The organism is Nonomuraea sp. KM88, assembly GCF_052245635.1.
In the GTDB taxonomy this organism is placed as follows: domain Bacteria; phylum Actinomycetota; class Actinomycetes; order Streptosporangiales; family Streptosporangiaceae; genus Nonomuraea.
This window is the reverse complement of record NZ_JBQQCC010000024.1, coordinates 89,060-103,879: the sequence shown is the minus strand read 5'-3', so window position 1 is coordinate 103,879 and position 14,820 is coordinate 89,060. Positions and strand designations below refer to the sequence as shown.

The window sequence follows — 14,820 nt, the reverse complement described above, 5'->3', positions numbered from 1 at the left end:
AACCCGGAAGTTAAGCTTCTCTGCGCCGATGGTACTGCACTCGGGAGGGTGTGGGAGAGTAGGTCACCGCCGGACAATCTTTGTGGAGGGGGTTCCGACGCCAAGCGCGTCGGGACCCCCTCTTTTTTGTGTTTTCCGTCAGGTGACGGCGTCTGCCAGGAGCGGTTCGATCCGGTGGGGAATCTGGGTGGACAGGGCGATGGTGGAGTCCGTGCGTTGCACCGCGGGGGACGTCAGGATGTGGGCGATGATTTCCTGCAGGTGTTCCGTGGTTCTGGCGACGACCCGGCACAGCAGGTCGTGTTGCCCGCTCGTCCCGTGCACCTCCAGGATGTGCGGTACGGCGCGCAGCGCTTCCACCGCCTCCTCCAGGCGCCCCTGCGCGATCTGCAGCCAGACGAACGCCAGGATCGGATAGCCGGCGTCGGCCGGTGAGACGGTGGGGCCGAAGTCCTCGATGACGCCTCTGGCGGTCAGCTTTTCGACCCTGGCCTGGACCGTGCCCCTGGCCACCCCGAGCAGGCGGGCGAGTTCGGTCAGGCCGACGCGAGGGTGGGCTCGCATGGTCACGAGCAGGCGGGCGTCTAGATCGTCCACGAGGGCATCCTCCGCGGCTGTGCGATTCGTCCAGGAAATGCGTGTTCTGGCATGCGAGAACTAGCGTATCGCCCAGTCAAGTTGGTCGCTCTTGCCAGTGAAAGCGGGACTTGTTGTCATGTGGGGCATGTTCGAGGAAGCGCAGTACTTCGCCCCAGTCGCGGCTCAGGCGGACGGCTCCGTGGTGGTTGAGTTGTCCGCCTCGCATCCGGGGTTCGCGGATCCGGTGTATCGGTCGCGGCGCAACGCCATCGCGGGATTGGCGGTCAACTATCAGCCGGGCACGCCCATCCCGATCGCCGAATACACCGAGCAGGAGCACGGGGTGTGGGCGACCGTCACCAGGGAACTGGGGATCAAACACGCCAAGTACGCCACGGCGGAATATCTCGACGGCGCCGCCAGGCTGGGGCTGCCTCAGGAGAGGATCCCGCAACTGGAAGAGGTGTCCCAGCTCCTGGAGCCGCTGACCGGTTTCCGCTATCTGCCGGCGGCCGGCCTGGTGCCGCTACGGGATTTCTACGGAGTGCTCGCGGACGGGTTCTTCCACTCGACGCAGTACATCCGGCATCACTCCGTGCCCTTCTACACGCCGGAGCCCGACGTCATCCACGAGGTGATCGGGCATGCCAATGCGCTCGCTCACCCCCGGTACGCCGCCCTCTACCGCCTGGCGGGCCAGGCCGCACGGCGCGTCGAGGGGGAGGAGGCGCTGGAGTTCGTGTCGAAGGTGTTCTGGTTCACCATGGAGTTCGGGGTCATGCAGGAGACCGGCGAGCTCAAGGCGTACGGGGCGGGCATCTTGTCGTCGTACGGGGAGATCGAGGAGTTCCGCGGGATGGACATCAGGCCGCTGGACCTGTCCGCCATGGGCACCACGCATTACGACATCACGAAATATCAGGATGTCTTGTTCCGGGCCGAGTCGGTCCAGCACTTGGAAGACGTCGTCGGGGACTTCTGGGACACGTGTGACGACGATTCCATCGCGAAGCTGGTCGCCGCTCGCGTCTAGCGCTCTGACCGAATGATCACGGGTTGGGGTGGTGGTCAGGCTTCGATGGTTGACCTCGCTCCGTTGCTGGCGGCGCGACGTCAATCGATGCTGGTGTTGCGGGGCCGGGGGTGCGCGTTCGGCGTGGCGGACGGTGCCCGGAGGGGCAGCCCGTCCGGCCTCGGTCGAAGTGCACGGCTGGGCCGTGTCCTGCCGGAGTGCAGCGATCAACGTCTCCCGCCGGCGAGATGTCGTCATGGGTGAACCGGTGGCCCGCACCGGTCGGGCACGACCACGGGGCGTCGTTCAGAGTGGGGTGGGAGCCAGAGGGTGTCGCCTGCGTCCGGGGTCTCAGGTGCCGGTGGTCATCGCCGGTCCGAGCCATCCGGTGCGGGCGGCAAAGGTCGCCGGTGCTGGTCGTCGCATCCGGTGCGGGTGGTAAAGGTCGCCGGTGCGGGTGGTCGCTCGCCGGTCACCTGTCGGAGACGAGCTCGGCCAGGTGGTGCAGCGAGTTGGCGAGATGGTCGGGGCCGAACGGCGGGAACTGGAGGTATGCCCGGGAGGAGTCGGGCACCGCCGACCAGTCGTAGGTGAGCGTGACCTCGGTCTTGGACGGACCGAGCGGCGTGAGGTCGTACCGCCAGATCCAGCCGCCGAACTCCAGTTGACCGTCGCCCTTGTCATGGCCCGTCAGCCAGCCGATGGCGCGCGGCGGGTCGAGCACCTGGACCTTGTTGACCACCTGGTAGTCACCATTCGATGGTCGGCGTGATGCATGTCCATCCGGAAGATCTGCCCCACCTCGGCGAGCGGCGCCTGGTTGACGGCTTCGTGAACCCAGCCGGTGCCGTCGATCGCGGCATGGCTCGCCGGGTCCGCCAGCACCGCGAACACCCTCGCGGCGGGCACGGCGACGGTCAGGGTGGCGCTGACGTCCTCCTGGTCCATGGTGTGCACGCTCCCTGCCGTCCCGTCCCCGGCCTCCCACAGGCCGCGGATGGGGACGTTCCCTACAGGCAGACGACGCGGCGAGGCGTAACTCGTCGGTCGTGTGGGCGGAACCCGCACCCATGCCGCCAACGGGTTGCGAGGTGGCCCGGGCGGGGATGTCCCTGGCTGGACCGCCGGGAAGTGATCAACACTATCCTGTGGCGGTCGCGGACCGGCGGGACGTCCTCGAGCGGTACGCTCCTTGGAGACCTGCTATGAGCGGTTCAAACGCTGGGCGTCATCGCTGCCTGTTCCCCCCTCCGGCGCGGGGCGAGGCGAGCTCACCAGGCACGGACCCGAGCGGGCCTGGTGCGGCGTCCAGCCCTGGCGGTGCGGATATCGAGTGCGAATACCTACCATCAGCGGGCGAAACGGCTCATGAGGGCTCGACGATCTGCTGGAACTTGTCGAGCACCGCACGAGGGTCGCCGCTGGGGCCGACGGCGGTGCCCAGTTCGGCGGCCACCGTGCCGCGCAGCTCGGCCCACACCGGCTGCGAGGTCGGGTCGAAGCGCGCCTTGGCCACCATGTCGACGATGGGGCTGACCTTCGGGTCCTCGCGCATGATCGCCGAGGCGGACGACGTGGTCGGCAGCAGGCCCTCGACCTTCAGGTATTCGGCGTAGTTGTCGGCCTGGTAGAAGTAGTCGAGGAACTCGCGGACGAGCTGCTGGTTGCCGTCCTTCTTGAAGGCCATCAGGTAGTCCTGGATGCCGTGGGTGGCCGGCTCGGCGCCGTGGTTGGTGGGATGCATCGCGGTGCCGTAGTCGACGCCCGACTTCTCCACCTGGTCGAGGAAGGCGCGGGTGCCGAAGGAGGCGTACACCATGGCCGCCTTGCCCTGGGCGAACAGCGGCCAGGTGCCGTCGGGGCGGTTGGTCTGGCCGGGGTTCGGCTGGGTGTAGCCGTCCTGGGTCAGCGACTTGAGGAACTGCAGGGTCTCGACGGCGCGCTCGTCGTTGACGGTCCACCGGTCACCGGTACGCCAGTCGCCGCCGTTGGCCCGCATCCAGGTGCCGAACTCGTAGTCGCCGGCCTCGGCGCCGAGCGCCATCGCATACGGCACGTAGCCGCCGGGTAGCGCCTTGATCGTCTTGACCGCAGCACGGAACTCCTCCCACGTGGCCGGGGGCTCGTCGAGACCGGCTTCCTTGAGGATCTTCTTGTTGTAGTACAGGCCGTTGACGGTCGCGACGAACGGCAGGCCGTACTGGACGCCGTCGAAGGAGGCGTTCTCGGCGAAGGACGGCAGGAAGTCCGACAGAACCTCCTTGGAGACCACCTCCTCGGCGCGGTACAGCAGTCCGGCCTCCGCGTAGTCGGCGAAGAGGTTGATGTTCAGGATGTCGGGGAACTGCTTGGTCTGCACCATGGTGTTCACCTGGCTCTGCAGGTTTCCCCAGTCGATCACTTGCAGGTCGACGTTCTTGCCCGGGTGCGCCGCCTCGAAGGAGGCGATCAGCTTGTCCCAGTAGGGGCGGGTGCCCTCGGTGTACTGGGCGACGACCAGCTTGATGGAATTTTGGCCGCCGGAGCCGCCGTCCGCGCCACCCGGCCCGCCGCCGCACCCGGCCAGCACGAGCACGAGACCTGCGAGCGCGACCAGAGCGCCGAGCCGTGGTCTGGTTCTGGAGGTCATCTCACACCGATCTTTCTCGTTGTCACTTGGTGCTGCCCGCGGTCAGGCCGCTCACCAGATGCTTCTCGATGAACGCGAACAGGATCACCGCCGGCACGATGGCCATCAGCGCCGCGGCGAAGAGATACTGGTAGTTGGTCTCGTACAGGCCGATGAACTGCTGGACGCCGACCGTGAGGGGCACACGCCCGCCGGCCGGGTCGTTGAAGAGCGTCAGGGCGATGACGAACTCGTTCCACACCTGGATGAAGGTGAAGATCATCACGGTGACGAGGCCGGGCGCGGCCAGCGGGAGGATCATGCGAAGCATGATCCAGAACTTGCCGAGACCGTCCATCATGGCGGCCTCGTCGATCTCGACGGGGATCGCGCTGAAGTGGGCGTGCAGGATCCACACGGCGAAGGCGAGGTTGAAGGCAGAGTTGATGGCGATGATCACGCCGTAGCTGTTGATCCCGTCGACGAACACCGCCTGCCGGTACAGCCCGATGAGCAGCGCGACGGCGGGGAACATCTGCGTCACCAGGATCACGCTGAGGAACGCGGTGCGTCCCCTGAACCTCATGCGGGCCAGCACGTACGCCGCCGGTGCGGCGAGGACCAGCACCAGTGCCGTGGAGGCCAGCGCGATCGTCAGGCTGACGCGGAAGAAGTCCGCCAGCGGGATGCGCCGCCACACGTCCGCGTAGTTGGACCACGCCCAGGTCTCGGGCAGGTAGTTCGCCGGCACGGCGAACAGTTCGGCGTCGGTCTTGAGCGAGCCGAACAACATCGCGGCGTAGGGCGCGATGAAGAACAGCGCCACCGCGAACCCGATCAACGGGAGCACGACGGGACGGATCCGCCGCCACCCGCGCCCCGCCCGCGCGAGCGCCGCCGGCCGTCCGCTCCGCCGCCCCGGCTCGGGGCTCCTGGGGAGCCCGGCGGGCGGACCCACCTGGCTCGCGACCGGCGCAGGCTCCGGGACGGCGGGCGACGGAGCGGAGGGCTCGCTGCTCGCCGAGGGATTGCGGTGCGGCCGCAGCACCAGCACGAAGGCCAGGATGAGCAGCAGCAGGAAGGCGACGTTGAGTACGCCGAGCGCCGCCGCCTCACCGGCGTCGAGCTGCGCGGTGAACGCGATCTTGTACAGCCACGTCACGGTCGTGTCGGCGTGGTTGCCGGCCGTCTTGCCCATGATCACCCAGATGACGGTGAACGCGTTGAAGACGTGCAGCATGTTGAGGACGAGAGCGATCATGATCGACGGCCGCAGGATCGGCAGCGTCACCCGTCGCCAGGTCGCCCACGCGCTCGCGCCGTCGATCCGCGCGGCCTCCAGCACGTCGTGCGGCACCGTCTGCAACCCGGACAACAGCACGTACGTGGTGAACGGCATCGAGGTGATGATGCCCACGGCCATCACCGAGTACAGCGCCGTGGCCGGATCCTTGTACCAGTCGACGGGCGCGGAGATGATCGACAGGTCCATCAGCATCCGGTTGAGCAGGCCGTTGCCGCCCTCGTAGATGAAGCGCCACACGGTCGCCGTCATCACCAGCGAGGTCGCCCACGGCACCACCAGCGCGAGCCGGACGAACTTGCGGCCGAAGAAGTCCTTGGCCAGGAACTGCGCCAGCGCGAGCGAGAGCAGCATGGTCAGCCCAACGACGATCACCAGCCACAGCAGCGTGTTGCCGACGACGAGGCTGAGGGCGTCCTCGCCGAGCAGGCGGGCGTAGTTGTCCAGCCCTGCCATCCCCGTGACCAGCCCGATCCTGCTGATGTCGAGGAAGGACATCCAGACCATGTAGAGGGCGGGGAATCCGATCACCCCCGCGATGAGCACCGTGCTCGGCGTCAGCCAGCGCCATGGCACGGTGCGCCGCCACAGGTCCGCGGCCCGGCCCGCCAGTCCGAGGGCCGCGCCGGAGCCCGCGCGGGGACCCGCCGTCCGGGTGCTCATCGGGGGTTTCTGAGATTGGCGGTCCAGGAGTCCAGCGTCGCCTGCCACTCCGCGGGCTCCTCCGGCCTGCCGGGCACCCCCGGTCGACGCTGCCAGGGCAGCGGGCCGGACTCGCGCCGGTACTCGACCCCGATCGCGTCCAGGCGCGGCAGGTGCGCCTCCAGGCGGCGGCGGAAGTCGGCCAGGTCCCGCTCGGGCCCCGACCAGACGGTCTCCGCGAAGGCCGCCAGCCGGGGGAATGCCATGTAGTCGGCGTGGCGGGTGGAGTCGATCAGCTCGGTCCAGATCCCGCACTGGGCGCCCAGGACACGTCCCGCGGCCGGGTCTCCGCGCAGCTCGGCGGGGACCGGCTCGAAGGCGTAGACGTCCTCAAGAGTGAGCACGGTCCTGAACGGCAGCGGCTCGTCCTCCAGCGGGCTCTGCCGGTAGTCGAGGTAGACGGCGGTGTTGGAGCAGTTGATGACGTCGTGACCGGCCCGGGCGGCGGCCACCGCGCCCACGTCGGCGCGCCAGGCGGCCACCACCGCGCCCGGCGCGAGCCCGCCCTCCAGGATCTCGTCCCAGCCGACCAGGCGCCGGCCGCGCTCGGCCAGGTAGGCGTCGAACTGGTGGATGAACCAGCTCTGCAGCTCGTCCTCGTCGCGCAGCCCCAGCTCGGCGATCCGGCGCTGGGCCGACGGGCTGGCCCGCCACTGGTCCTTGGGGCACTCGTCCCCGCCGACGCACACGTACGGGCTGGGGAACAGCTCCAGCACCTCGTCGAAGACGTTCTTGAAGAACGTGATCGTGGCGTCCTCGACGTTCAGCACGTTGGAGCCGACCCCCCACGTGGTGCCCACGCCCAGCGGGGTGTCCACGTTGCCCAGCTCCGGGTAAGCGGCGATGGCCGACTGGGTGTGGCCGGGCAGGTCGATCTCGGGCACGACCGAGATGTGGCGGCGCGCGGCGTAGGCGACGATCTCCCTGAGGTCGTCCTGGGTGTAGAAGCCGCCGTGCGGCCGGCCGTCCATCTCGCCCATCCAGCCGACCTGGCTCTCCTCGCGCCAGGAGCCGATCTCGGTCAGGCGCGGGTAGCGCTTGATCTCGATGCGCCAGCCCTGGTCGTCGGTCAGGTGCAGGTGCAGGACGTTCAGCTTGTGCAGGGCCATCAGGTCGATGAAGCGCAGCACGTCTGCCTTGGTCATGAAATGCCGGGCCACGTCGAGGATGGCGCCGCGCCAGGCGAAGCGGGGCTCGTCGGCCACGTGCACGGCGGGCAGCTCCAGCGCCTCGCCCGTCCCTGACCTGCGCAAGGCGTGGGGCGGCAGGAGCTGGCGCAGGGTCTGCGCCCCGTAGAAGGCCCCGGCCGCCGATCCGCCGTCGAGCGTGACCCCGCCAGGGTCGACGGTGAGCCGGTAGCCTTCCGGCGGCAGGCCGTCGCCGAGAGCGAGCCTGATCGCCGGCCCCGGGCCGCTCGACGGCAGCAGCTCGCCTCCGGTCACCGGGGCGAGTTCACCGCGCAGCCACGCCGCGACCGGGCCGAGCACCGGGTCGGCGGTAAGCGCGGTCTCCCTGTCGATGACGAAACGGCCGGGACGCGGCTCGTACCGCAAGGGCTTGGGGACGATCATCGACCGGTCCCCTCGGAACGGACCAGCGCCGGGACGCGGGCGCTTCCCGCCTTCCCCACGTGCACGAACGGCATCGGCTCCACCTCTCACATATTTACGAAGGAGCCTTTCATTATTAGCACCAGCCCAGATTGCGGGTCAATGCTCATTCCTGCGCAGATCTTGCGATCCTGGTCATCTTTGCGCACTCGGCTGCTGGCATAATGAAGCGACTTGCACAGGAAACCTGCGTTAGGACGGACGATGGCAGCCACACTCCGCGGCGGCGACCTGTCACGGCTCAGGCAGCTCAATGCCCTGGCCGCGATCGGAACGCTGCGCGGCGCCGGCCCTCTGACGCTGTCGGCCCTGGCCGAGCGCACCGGCCTGTCGCGTCCCTCCACGAAGGAGGTCGTGGACGAGCTCATGCGGCTCGGTTGGGTCGAGGAGACCCCGCCCGCCCAGGGCACGATCGGCCGGCCCGCCCGCCGCTACCGCTTCCGTGCGACGAGCGGTCACCTTGTGGGGCTCGACATAGGCGGCCACAACATCCGCGCCGCCCTGTCCGACCTGAACGGCGAGATCCTCGCCGAGACCCGCCAGCCCGTACAGCCGGACACCCCCCTGGACGAGCGGCTGGCCGCCATCGAGCGGACGGTCGCGAGCTGCCTGGCGCTGGGCGGCAAGACGATCGACGACGTGTGGATCGTCGCGGCGGGCACCATCGGCGTGGTCACCCCCGAGGGACGCATCCGCTACTGCGCCGCGATCCCCGCCTGGACCGGGCTCGACCTGGCCGGGCACCTGCGCGGGATGTTCCCCTGCGAGGTCCTCGTCGAGAACGACAGCCGCCTGGCCGCCAAGTCCGAGGCCGTGCGCGGCGCCGCGCGGGACGCGAGCGACGTGGTGTTCCTGCACGTCGGCCGGCGGATGGGAGCGGCGGTCATCATCGACGGCAAGGTCCACCGCGGCTTCGGCGCCGCGGCCGGGGAGATCGCGATGCTGCCGCAGGCGCAACTGTTCGACGCCTCGGAGCACCTGCAGAACTGCCCGGTCATCCCCGAGGACACCTCTCCGGCGGACGCCGCCGGCTTCACCCTGGCCGCCGCCCGCGCCGGCGACCCGGTGGCGCTCGCGGCGGTCGAACGGTACGTGGACGACCTGGCCGTGGGCACCAGCGCGATGGTCCTGCTGCTCGACCCGCAGGTCGTCGTGCTCGGCGGCGGCTTCTCCCGCTCGGCCGACGTCCTGCTGCCCAGGTTGCGCGAACGCCTGGAGCGCGCCTGCATCCGCCCGCCGGAGCTGCGCGCCTCGACGCTGGGGGACGAGTGCGTGGTCATGGGCGCCATCGACTACGCCGTCGCCCACATCGACGACCTGCACTTCACCCCGGACGTCCCCCTGCCCACCTCGCGCTGACCACGGATCTCCGGCACGGGCCTCCTGGGCGGAGTCTTCGGCCAGCCGGACCAGTAGCCGGGCTCAGGTGCCGTCCTGTTCCCGGCGCGCGACCCGCTCGTAGCAGGTCTAGCGGCGTGTTGTGATATGTCGTGATAATGCTCGGATGATCGCGCTTGGTGTGAGAGCGATACCACGACTGGTCATCATTCTCGCCCTGCTCCTGCCGCTGGTCCCGATGCCCCGGCCCGTGCCCGCGAGGATGCACGCCGCCCTGCCGGCCGTGCTGGACGTGACCACGTCCTCCGAGGTGCACCGGGAAGCGCGGGGAAGGTTCGAGCGGAGCGCGCGCGAGGAGGCGCTGCCGCCGATTCCGGCCAAGGAGATCACCGAACGTCTCGACCGTTATCTGCGGGGCCGTCCGGGACCGGTCACGGCCATGGTCAAGGAGCTGGAGACCGGGCGGGTCTACCGCTACCGTCCCGGCGAGCGGCTGATCACGGCGAGCACCGCCAAGGTCCAGATCCTCATGGCGCTCCTGCTCGACACCTCCTGGACGAAGCTCCCCGCGGCCGTCAGGCACGACGCCGAACTGATGATCCGCTACAGCGACAACCACGCCGCCGACCGCCTCTGGCTGCGCATCGGCGGAGCGCCCGGGTTCACCAGGGCGGGAGAGAAGCTGGGGCTGAAACACACGCAGGGAGTTCCGGGGGACTGCCTCGACCTCTATTGCTGGGGAATCACCCGAACGTCCGTTGCGGACCAGATCCGCCTCATGCAGGCACTGGTGTCCGGCAAGAGCCCGCTCAGGGCCAAGGACCGGAAGCAGGTGCTCGACCTTATGGGCCGGGTCGTCGACGGCCAGGCCTGGGGGATCAGCGCCGCGACGTGCGAGGGTGAGCGCGCGGCGCTGAAGAACGGGTGGCTCAGGCGCGTGTCGACCAAGCGCTGGGCCACGATCAGCGTGGGGCTGATCAGGGGTGACGGCCGCGACTACGCCGTTGCCGTGCTCACCGAGGGGAGCCCGGAGGTGTGGCACGGCATCGCGACCGTCGAAGGCGTCACCGAGCGCATCATGCGGGATTTCCGGAGATGCTCGGAGTGACGAGGCGGTAGCCCACGCCGCGTACGGTCTGGATGAGCTGGTCGTCCTCGTCACCCAGGCGCGCACGCAGGCGTTTGACGTGCACTGCGATCGTGTTGGTCGACGTGGACGCCGCGGCGTTCCACACGTGACGCATGATCTGCTCGCGGGTGACCGTACGGTCGGCGTTGCGCATCAGATACTGCAGCAGCTCGAACTCCCGCAGCGGCAGGTGCACGGTGCGTCCGGCCACGCGCACCTGGTAGGCCTGTACGTCCAGCTCGACCCCACCCACCGCCAGCACCTTGTGCGAATCGGGGGAGGCGGCCTGGATGAACGGCAGCAGTTCGGGCACCCGGTAGGGTCTGGCCACGCAGGCGGCCGCCCCGGCCGCGAGCGCGCGTACGGCCTGCTCGGCGTGCCCCTCGCCGACGCCGAGCAGCACCGGTACGGCCCGCGCGAGGCGTACGGCGCGAACGAAGTCCACGGCGTCGATGACCGGCAGCGTGGCCGAGACGAGCACCACGTCAGGCTGCAGGGCACCGGCCTGCAGCAGCCCCTGGGCGCCGTCAGGCGCGCCCGTGACGGCCACGCCCTCACGTTCGAGGGCGGCCGCCAGGGCGTCCACGACGGCGCCGTCAGGGTCGGCGATGAGCAGTACGGGTTTGGTCCTCGTGTCCCCGTTCATCGTGGATGCCGTCTGCTGTCGGTTCATCAACCGAAGCGTCCCGTGATGTAGTCCTCGGTGGCCTTCTGGGACGGATTGGTGAACATGCGGGACGTCTCGTCCATCTCGATGACCTTGCCGGGCTTGCCCTGCTCGGCCAGGTTGAAGAAGGCGGTCCTGTCGCTGACCCGGGCGGCCTGCTGCATGTTGTGGGTGACGATGACGATCGTGTACTCGTCCTTCAGCTTGGCCATGAGGTCTTCGATGGCCAGCGTCGAGATGGGGTCGAGCGCCGAGCACGGCTCGTCCATCAGCAGCACCTGTGGTTTGACCGCGATGGCCCGCGCGATGCAGAGCCGCTGCTGCTGCCCGCCGGACAGGCCGGCGCCGGGTTTGCTGAGGCGGTCCTTGACCTCGTTCCAGAGGTTGGCGCCCTTCAGCGACTCCTCCACGGTGTCGTCGAGGTGCGCCTTGCTGACGCGGCCGTTGAGGCGGAGGCCGGCGGCGACGTTGTCGTAGATCGACATCGTGGGGAACGGGTTGGGGCGCTGGAAGACCATGCCGATCATCCGGCGTACGGAGACGGGTTCGACGTTGCTGCTGTACAGGTCGTCGCCGTCGAGCAGGACCTTGCCCTCGACCCGAGCGCCGGGGATCACCTCGTGCATGCGGTTGAGCGTGCGCAGGAACGTCGACTTGCCGCACCCGGACGGGCCGATGAACGCGGTGATCGAGCGCGGCTCGATGGTCATCGACACGTCTTCGATCGCCTTGTGCGACCCGTAGTACGCGTCGAGGCCCGAGACCTGGATCTGCTTGGACATATCTGCGGTTACCCCCTATCGGCGCCTGGCGGGTGAACGCCACCAGGCGATCAGACGCGCCACCAGGTTGAGCAGCATGACGATCAGGATGAGCGTGAGGGCGCCGGTCCACGCCCGGTCGATGGCGGTGTCGTTGGGACGTGCCGCCTGGTCGAAGACGTAGAGGGGCAGGCCCATCTGCGGCCCGTTGAACGGGTCGTTGTTGATGGAGTCGGTGAAGAACACCGTCAGGAGCAGCGGCGCCGTCTCGCCCGCGACCCTGGCCACGGCCAGCATGACGCCCGTCACGATGCCGGTGAACGCGGTCGGCAGCACGACCTTGAGGATCGTGCGCCACTTGGCCACGCCCAGCGCGTACGAAGCCTCACGGAGGTCGCCGGGCACCAGCCGCAGCATCTCCTCGGCGGACCTGACCACGGTCGGCATCATGAGGATCGACAGCGCCATGGCGCCGGCGAAGCCGGAGTAGGGCATGCCCAGGAACAGGATCCAGAACGCCAGCACGAACAGGCCGGCGACCACCGAGGGGATGCCGGTCATGACGTCGACGAAGAAGCTGATGGCCCGGCTCAGCCGGCCGCCGTTGCCGTACTCGACCAGGTAGATCGCGGTGAGCAACCCGATGGGGACGGAGATGAGCGAGGCGAGCAGGACCTGTTCCAGGGTGCCGATGATGGCGTGGTAGGCGCCGCCGCCCACGTCGCGCGCGCCGATTCCGCGCATCGAGTGGGTGAGGAACGTCATGTCGAAGCGCGCCAGGCCGTTGGAGACCACCAGCCAGAGCACGGACACGAGCGGCACCACGGCCAGCGCGAACGCCAGATAGACCAGCACCTGGACGATGCGGTCCTTGAGCCGGCGGCCGGTCGAGATGTGCTGGATGGTGGTCATGTGTCGGCCTTCATGAGCTCTTTGCGCCGGTTGATGATCATGCGGGCGGCCATGTTCACGAGCAGGGTGATGACGAACAGCACCAGGCCTGAGGCGATCAGCGCGCCACGGCCGATGTCGCCGGCCTCGCCGAACCCGTTGGCGATGTTGGCGGCGATGCTGTTGCCCTGCGGAGTGAGGATCTGGAAGCTGATGCCGAACGTCGCCGGGAAGATCAGCGCGACCGCGATGGTCTCGCCCATGGCCCGGCCCAGCCCGAGCATCGCGGCGCTGATCACGCCGGGGCGGCCGAACGGCAGCACCGCCATGCGGATCATCTCCCAGCGGGTGGCGCCGAGGGCCAGCGCGGCCTCCTCGTTCATCCTCGGGACCTGCAGGAACACCTCGCGCGAGATGGCCGCGATGATCGGCAGGATCATGATCGCGAGCACGATGCCGCCGGCGAGCATGGTCTTGCCGCCGATCGCGCCCTCGCCGGCGAACAGCGGGAACCAGCCGAAGTGCTCGTTCAGCCACTGCGACGGCTCCCTGAGCAGCGGCACCAGGAAGGCCACGCCCCACAGGCCGTAGATCACGCTGGGCACCGCGGCGAGCAGGTCGATCAGGTAACCGAGCAGGCCGGCCAGGCGGCGCGGCGCGTAGTGGGAGATGAACAGCGCCACGCCCACCGCGATGGGCATGGCGATGACGAGTGCGAGTGCCGAGCTGAGCACGGTGCCGAACGCCAGCGCGCCGATGCCGAACACCTGGCTGCTGTTCGGGTCCCAGGTCAGCTCGGTGAGGAAGTTGCCCTTGTCGGCCCGAAGCGCGGGGATGGCCTCCCCGATGAGGAAGACGGCGATGGCCGCCATGATCCCCAGCAGGAGGACGCCGGCCCCGGTGGACAGGAAGCGGAAGGGCGCTTCACCATGGCTGCGCCGCGAGGCGGACCGGCTCGTGGCCGGTCCGCCCTCACGGATTTCCGTTCTGGTGGTCATCAGCTCTTAGGAGATCGCCTCGACAGTGGAGCGGACCTTGGTGAGCAGTTCGCCGGACAGCGGGGCGTAGCCCAGGTCCTTCAGCGCCGCCTGGCCCTCGTCGCTGGCGGTGTAGGTGAGGAACGACTTGACCAGCTTCGACTCCTCGGCCGGCAGGCCCTTCTCGCAGGTGATCTCGTACGTCACCAGCACGATCGGGTAGGCGCCCGGCGTCTTGGTGGCGTAGTCGATCGACAGGGCGAGGTCGTTGCCGGTGCCCTTGATCTCGGCGGTCTCGACGGTCTTGGCCGCGCTCTCCGGGGTCAGCTCGACGAACTCGCCGGAGCCGTTGGCGACCTTGGCCTTCTGGAGCTGGGAGTTGTCGGCGTACGACATCTCGACGTAGCTGATCGCGCCCTCGGTGTCCTTGACCGAGGAGGCGATGCCGTCGGAGCCCTTGGCGCCCTGGCCCTTGGCCTCGGCGGGCCAGGCCTTGGCGGCCTCGTACGGCCAGTCGGCGGTGGCCTCGAGGAACTTGGTGAAGTTGTCGCTCGTGCCCGACTCGTCGGCCCGGTGGAAGGCCTGGATCGGCGTGGAGGGGAGCGTGGCATTGGGGTTGTCGGCCTTGATGGCCGGGTCGTCCCACTTGGTGATCTTGCTGTTGAAGATGCCGCCGAGCGTCTTGGGCGACAGCTGCAGGCCCTCGACGCCGGGCAGGTTGTACACGACCGCGACGGGGCCGGTCACCATGGGGATGTTGACGGCCTTGCCGGTCTTGCAGCGGGCGTCGGCCTTGGCGGGCTCGTCGTCCTTCAGGGCCGAGTCGGAACCCGCGAGCGCGACCGTGCCCTGGATGAACGCCTGGATGCCGGCACCGGACCCGCTGGGCTGGTAGTTGATGCTCACCCCGGAGTTCTTGGCCTGGAACTCCTTCTTCCACTGGTCGATCGCGTTGGCCTGGGCAGAGGAGCCCGCGGCGTTGATCGTGCCGCTCAGACCGCTGTCAGCCGCGGCCTCGGTGGCGGCGGTGGTGCCGGTGGCCCCGGTGTTGTTGTCTGTGCCGCACGCAGCGAGCGAGAGCGCGCCGACGAAGGCGACGGCGGCGAGCCGGCCTGCATACTTCACGGTTGGGTTTCCTCCCACTTGGTCCTTAGTCGCCATGAAGCTATGCAGCGAAGGTGACTCGGACCCCTAGCAAGGGTGAACGTTCGGTGAACGCACCAGGTCACCCTCATGATGGGAG

At 68.8% G+C, this 14,820-nt stretch carries 14 protein-coding genes and 1 rRNA gene; 4 read left to right on the top strand and 11 right to left on the bottom strand.

The features are described 5' to 3' along the window. Nucleotides 1–75 (top strand): 5S ribosomal RNA (gene rrf / locus ACTWPV_RS43960); the annotation flags it as partial. 63 nt (nt 76–138) lie between these two features. Here the strand turns inward: rrf and ACTWPV_RS43955 are convergent. Continuing rightward, nucleotides 139–597, bottom strand: coding sequence for an Lrp/AsnC family transcriptional regulator (locus ACTWPV_RS43955; protein ID WP_443156325.1), 459 nt, complete (start codon nt 595–597; stop codon nt 139–141). A gap of 127 nt (nt 598–724) precedes the next feature. Here ACTWPV_RS43955 and ACTWPV_RS43950 point away from each other — a divergent pair, with 127 nt between their 5' ends. Further along, nucleotides 725–1,612 (top strand): phenylalanine 4-monooxygenase, encoded by an 888-nt coding sequence (locus tag ACTWPV_RS43950; RefSeq protein ID WP_443156324.1) that lies wholly within the window; start codon nt 725–727, stop codon nt 1,610–1,612. A 451-nt stretch (nt 1,613–2,063) separates the two neighbouring features. Here the strand turns inward: ACTWPV_RS43950 and ACTWPV_RS43945 are convergent, their stop codons facing one another. The 5 genes from ACTWPV_RS43945 to ACTWPV_RS43925 form a co-directional block, all read right to left on the bottom strand. Then, nucleotides 2,064–2,333, bottom strand: a complete 270-nt coding sequence (locus ACTWPV_RS43945) for a hypothetical protein (RefSeq protein WP_443156323.1) — start codon at nt 2,331–2,333, stop codon at nt 2,064–2,066. Further along, the gene (locus ACTWPV_RS43940) at nt 2,282–2,539 is read right to left on the bottom strand and encodes a hypothetical protein (protein ID WP_443156322.1); all 258 of its coding nucleotides are present in this window, start codon (nt 2,537–2,539) and stop codon (nt 2,282–2,284) included. The genes ACTWPV_RS43945 and ACTWPV_RS43940 overlap by 52 nt, the downstream gene beginning before the upstream one ends. Nucleotides 2,540–2,957: 418 nt before the next feature. Continuing rightward, on the bottom strand, nt 2,958–4,220 hold the full coding sequence (locus tag ACTWPV_RS43935) for an extracellular solute-binding protein (RefSeq protein WP_443156321.1): 1,263 nt from the start codon (nt 4,218–4,220) through the stop codon (nt 2,958–2,960). A gap of 22 nt (nt 4,221–4,242) precedes the next feature. Then, complete coding sequence (locus tag ACTWPV_RS43930; RefSeq protein ID WP_443156320.1) at nt 4,243–6,165, bottom strand: ABC transporter permease; 1,923 nt, start codon at nt 6,163–6,165, stop codon at nt 4,243–4,245. After that, nucleotides 6,162–7,775, bottom strand: coding sequence for a beta-N-acetylhexosaminidase (locus ACTWPV_RS43925; RefSeq protein WP_443156319.1), 1,614 nt, complete (start codon nt 7,773–7,775; stop codon nt 6,162–6,164). Before ACTWPV_RS43925 ends, ACTWPV_RS43930 begins: the two co-directional genes overlap by 4 nt. Nucleotides 7,776–8,018: 243 nt before the next feature. Between ACTWPV_RS43925 and ACTWPV_RS43920 the strand changes: the two genes are divergently transcribed. Both ACTWPV_RS43920 and ACTWPV_RS43915 read left to right on the top strand, forming a co-directional pair. After that, a complete protein-coding gene (locus ACTWPV_RS43920; protein WP_443156318.1) occupies nt 8,019–9,173 on the top strand; it encodes an ROK family protein in 1,155 nt (384 codons plus the stop codon). Between the two features lie 145 nt (nt 9,174–9,318). Continuing rightward, nucleotides 9,319–10,260: a serine hydrolase gene (locus tag ACTWPV_RS43915; RefSeq protein WP_443156317.1), complete on the top strand. Its 942-nt coding sequence runs from the start codon at nt 9,319–9,321 to the stop codon at nt 10,258–10,260. Here ACTWPV_RS43915 and ACTWPV_RS43910 read toward each other — a convergent pair. The 5 genes from ACTWPV_RS43910 to pstS are packed head-to-tail and all read right to left on the bottom strand — an operon-like array spanning nt 10,229 to nt 14,702. Continuing rightward, a complete protein-coding gene (locus ACTWPV_RS43910) occupies nt 10,229–10,954 on the bottom strand; it encodes a winged helix-turn-helix transcriptional regulator (RefSeq protein WP_347650463.1) in 726 nt (241 codons plus the stop codon). The two genes, ACTWPV_RS43915 and ACTWPV_RS43910, sit on opposite strands and share 32 nt — an antisense overlap. Beyond that, nucleotides 10,954–11,730 carry a phosphate ABC transporter ATP-binding protein PstB gene (gene pstB, locus ACTWPV_RS43905; protein WP_347650464.1) on the bottom strand — a complete coding sequence of 259 codons (777 nt, stop codon included), beginning with the start codon at nt 11,728–11,730 and terminating at the stop codon, nt 10,954–10,956. Before pstB ends, ACTWPV_RS43910 begins: the two co-directional genes overlap by 1 nt. 15 nt (nt 11,731–11,745) lie before the next feature. Then, complete coding sequence (gene pstA, locus ACTWPV_RS43900) at nt 11,746–12,621, bottom strand: phosphate ABC transporter permease PstA (protein WP_347650465.1); 876 nt, start codon at nt 12,619–12,621, stop codon at nt 11,746–11,748. Further along, nucleotides 12,618–13,598, bottom strand: a complete 981-nt coding sequence (gene pstC / locus ACTWPV_RS43895; RefSeq protein WP_347650466.1) for a phosphate ABC transporter permease subunit PstC — start codon at nt 13,596–13,598, stop codon at nt 12,618–12,620. The genes pstA and pstC overlap by 4 nt, the downstream gene beginning before the upstream one ends. 6 nt (nt 13,599–13,604) lie before the next feature. Further along, the gene (gene pstS, locus ACTWPV_RS43890; protein WP_347650467.1) at nt 13,605–14,702 is read right to left on the bottom strand and encodes a phosphate ABC transporter substrate-binding protein PstS; all 1,098 of its coding nucleotides are present in this window, start codon (nt 14,700–14,702) and stop codon (nt 13,605–13,607) included. Nucleotides 14,703–14,820: the final 118 nt, after the last annotated feature.

What these genes read in the sequence shown, in the direction of transcription:
- pstC (WP_347650466.1), bottom strand. Translation starts at nt 13,598, where the DNA reads ATGACCACCAGAACGGAAATCCGTGAGGGCGGACCGGCCACGAGCCGG.
- ACTWPV_RS43940 (WP_443156322.1), bottom strand. Translation starts at nt 2,539, where the DNA reads ATGGACCAGGAGGACGTCAGCGCCACCCTGACCGTCGCCGTGCCCGCC.
- ACTWPV_RS43935 (WP_443156321.1), bottom strand. Translation starts at nt 4,220, where the DNA reads ATGACCTCCAGAACCAGACCACGGCTCGGCGCTCTGGTCGCGCTCGCA.
- ACTWPV_RS43915 (WP_443156317.1), top strand. Translation starts at nt 9,319, where the DNA reads ATGATCGCGCTTGGTGTGAGAGCGATACCACGACTGGTCATCATTCTC.
- ACTWPV_RS43910 (WP_347650463.1), bottom strand. Translation starts at nt 10,954, where the DNA reads ATGAACCGACAGCAGACGGCATCCACGATGAACGGGGACACGAGGACC.
- ACTWPV_RS43930 (WP_443156320.1), bottom strand. Translation starts at nt 6,165, where the DNA reads ATGAGCACCCGGACGGCGGGTCCCCGCGCGGGCTCCGGCGCGGCCCTC.
- pstA (WP_347650465.1), bottom strand. Translation starts at nt 12,621, where the DNA reads ATGACCACCATCCAGCACATCTCGACCGGCCGCCGGCTCAAGGACCGC.
- ACTWPV_RS43920 (WP_443156318.1), top strand. Translation starts at nt 8,019, where the DNA reads ATGGCAGCCACACTCCGCGGCGGCGACCTGTCACGGCTCAGGCAGCTC.
- pstB (WP_347650464.1), bottom strand. Translation starts at nt 11,730, where the DNA reads ATGTCCAAGCAGATCCAGGTCTCGGGCCTCGACGCGTACTACGGGTCG.
- ACTWPV_RS43950 (WP_443156324.1), top strand. Translation starts at nt 725, where the DNA reads ATGTTCGAGGAAGCGCAGTACTTCGCCCCAGTCGCGGCTCAGGCGGAC.
- ACTWPV_RS43925 (WP_443156319.1), bottom strand. Translation starts at nt 7,775, where the DNA reads ATGATCGTCCCCAAGCCCTTGCGGTACGAGCCGCGTCCCGGCCGTTTC.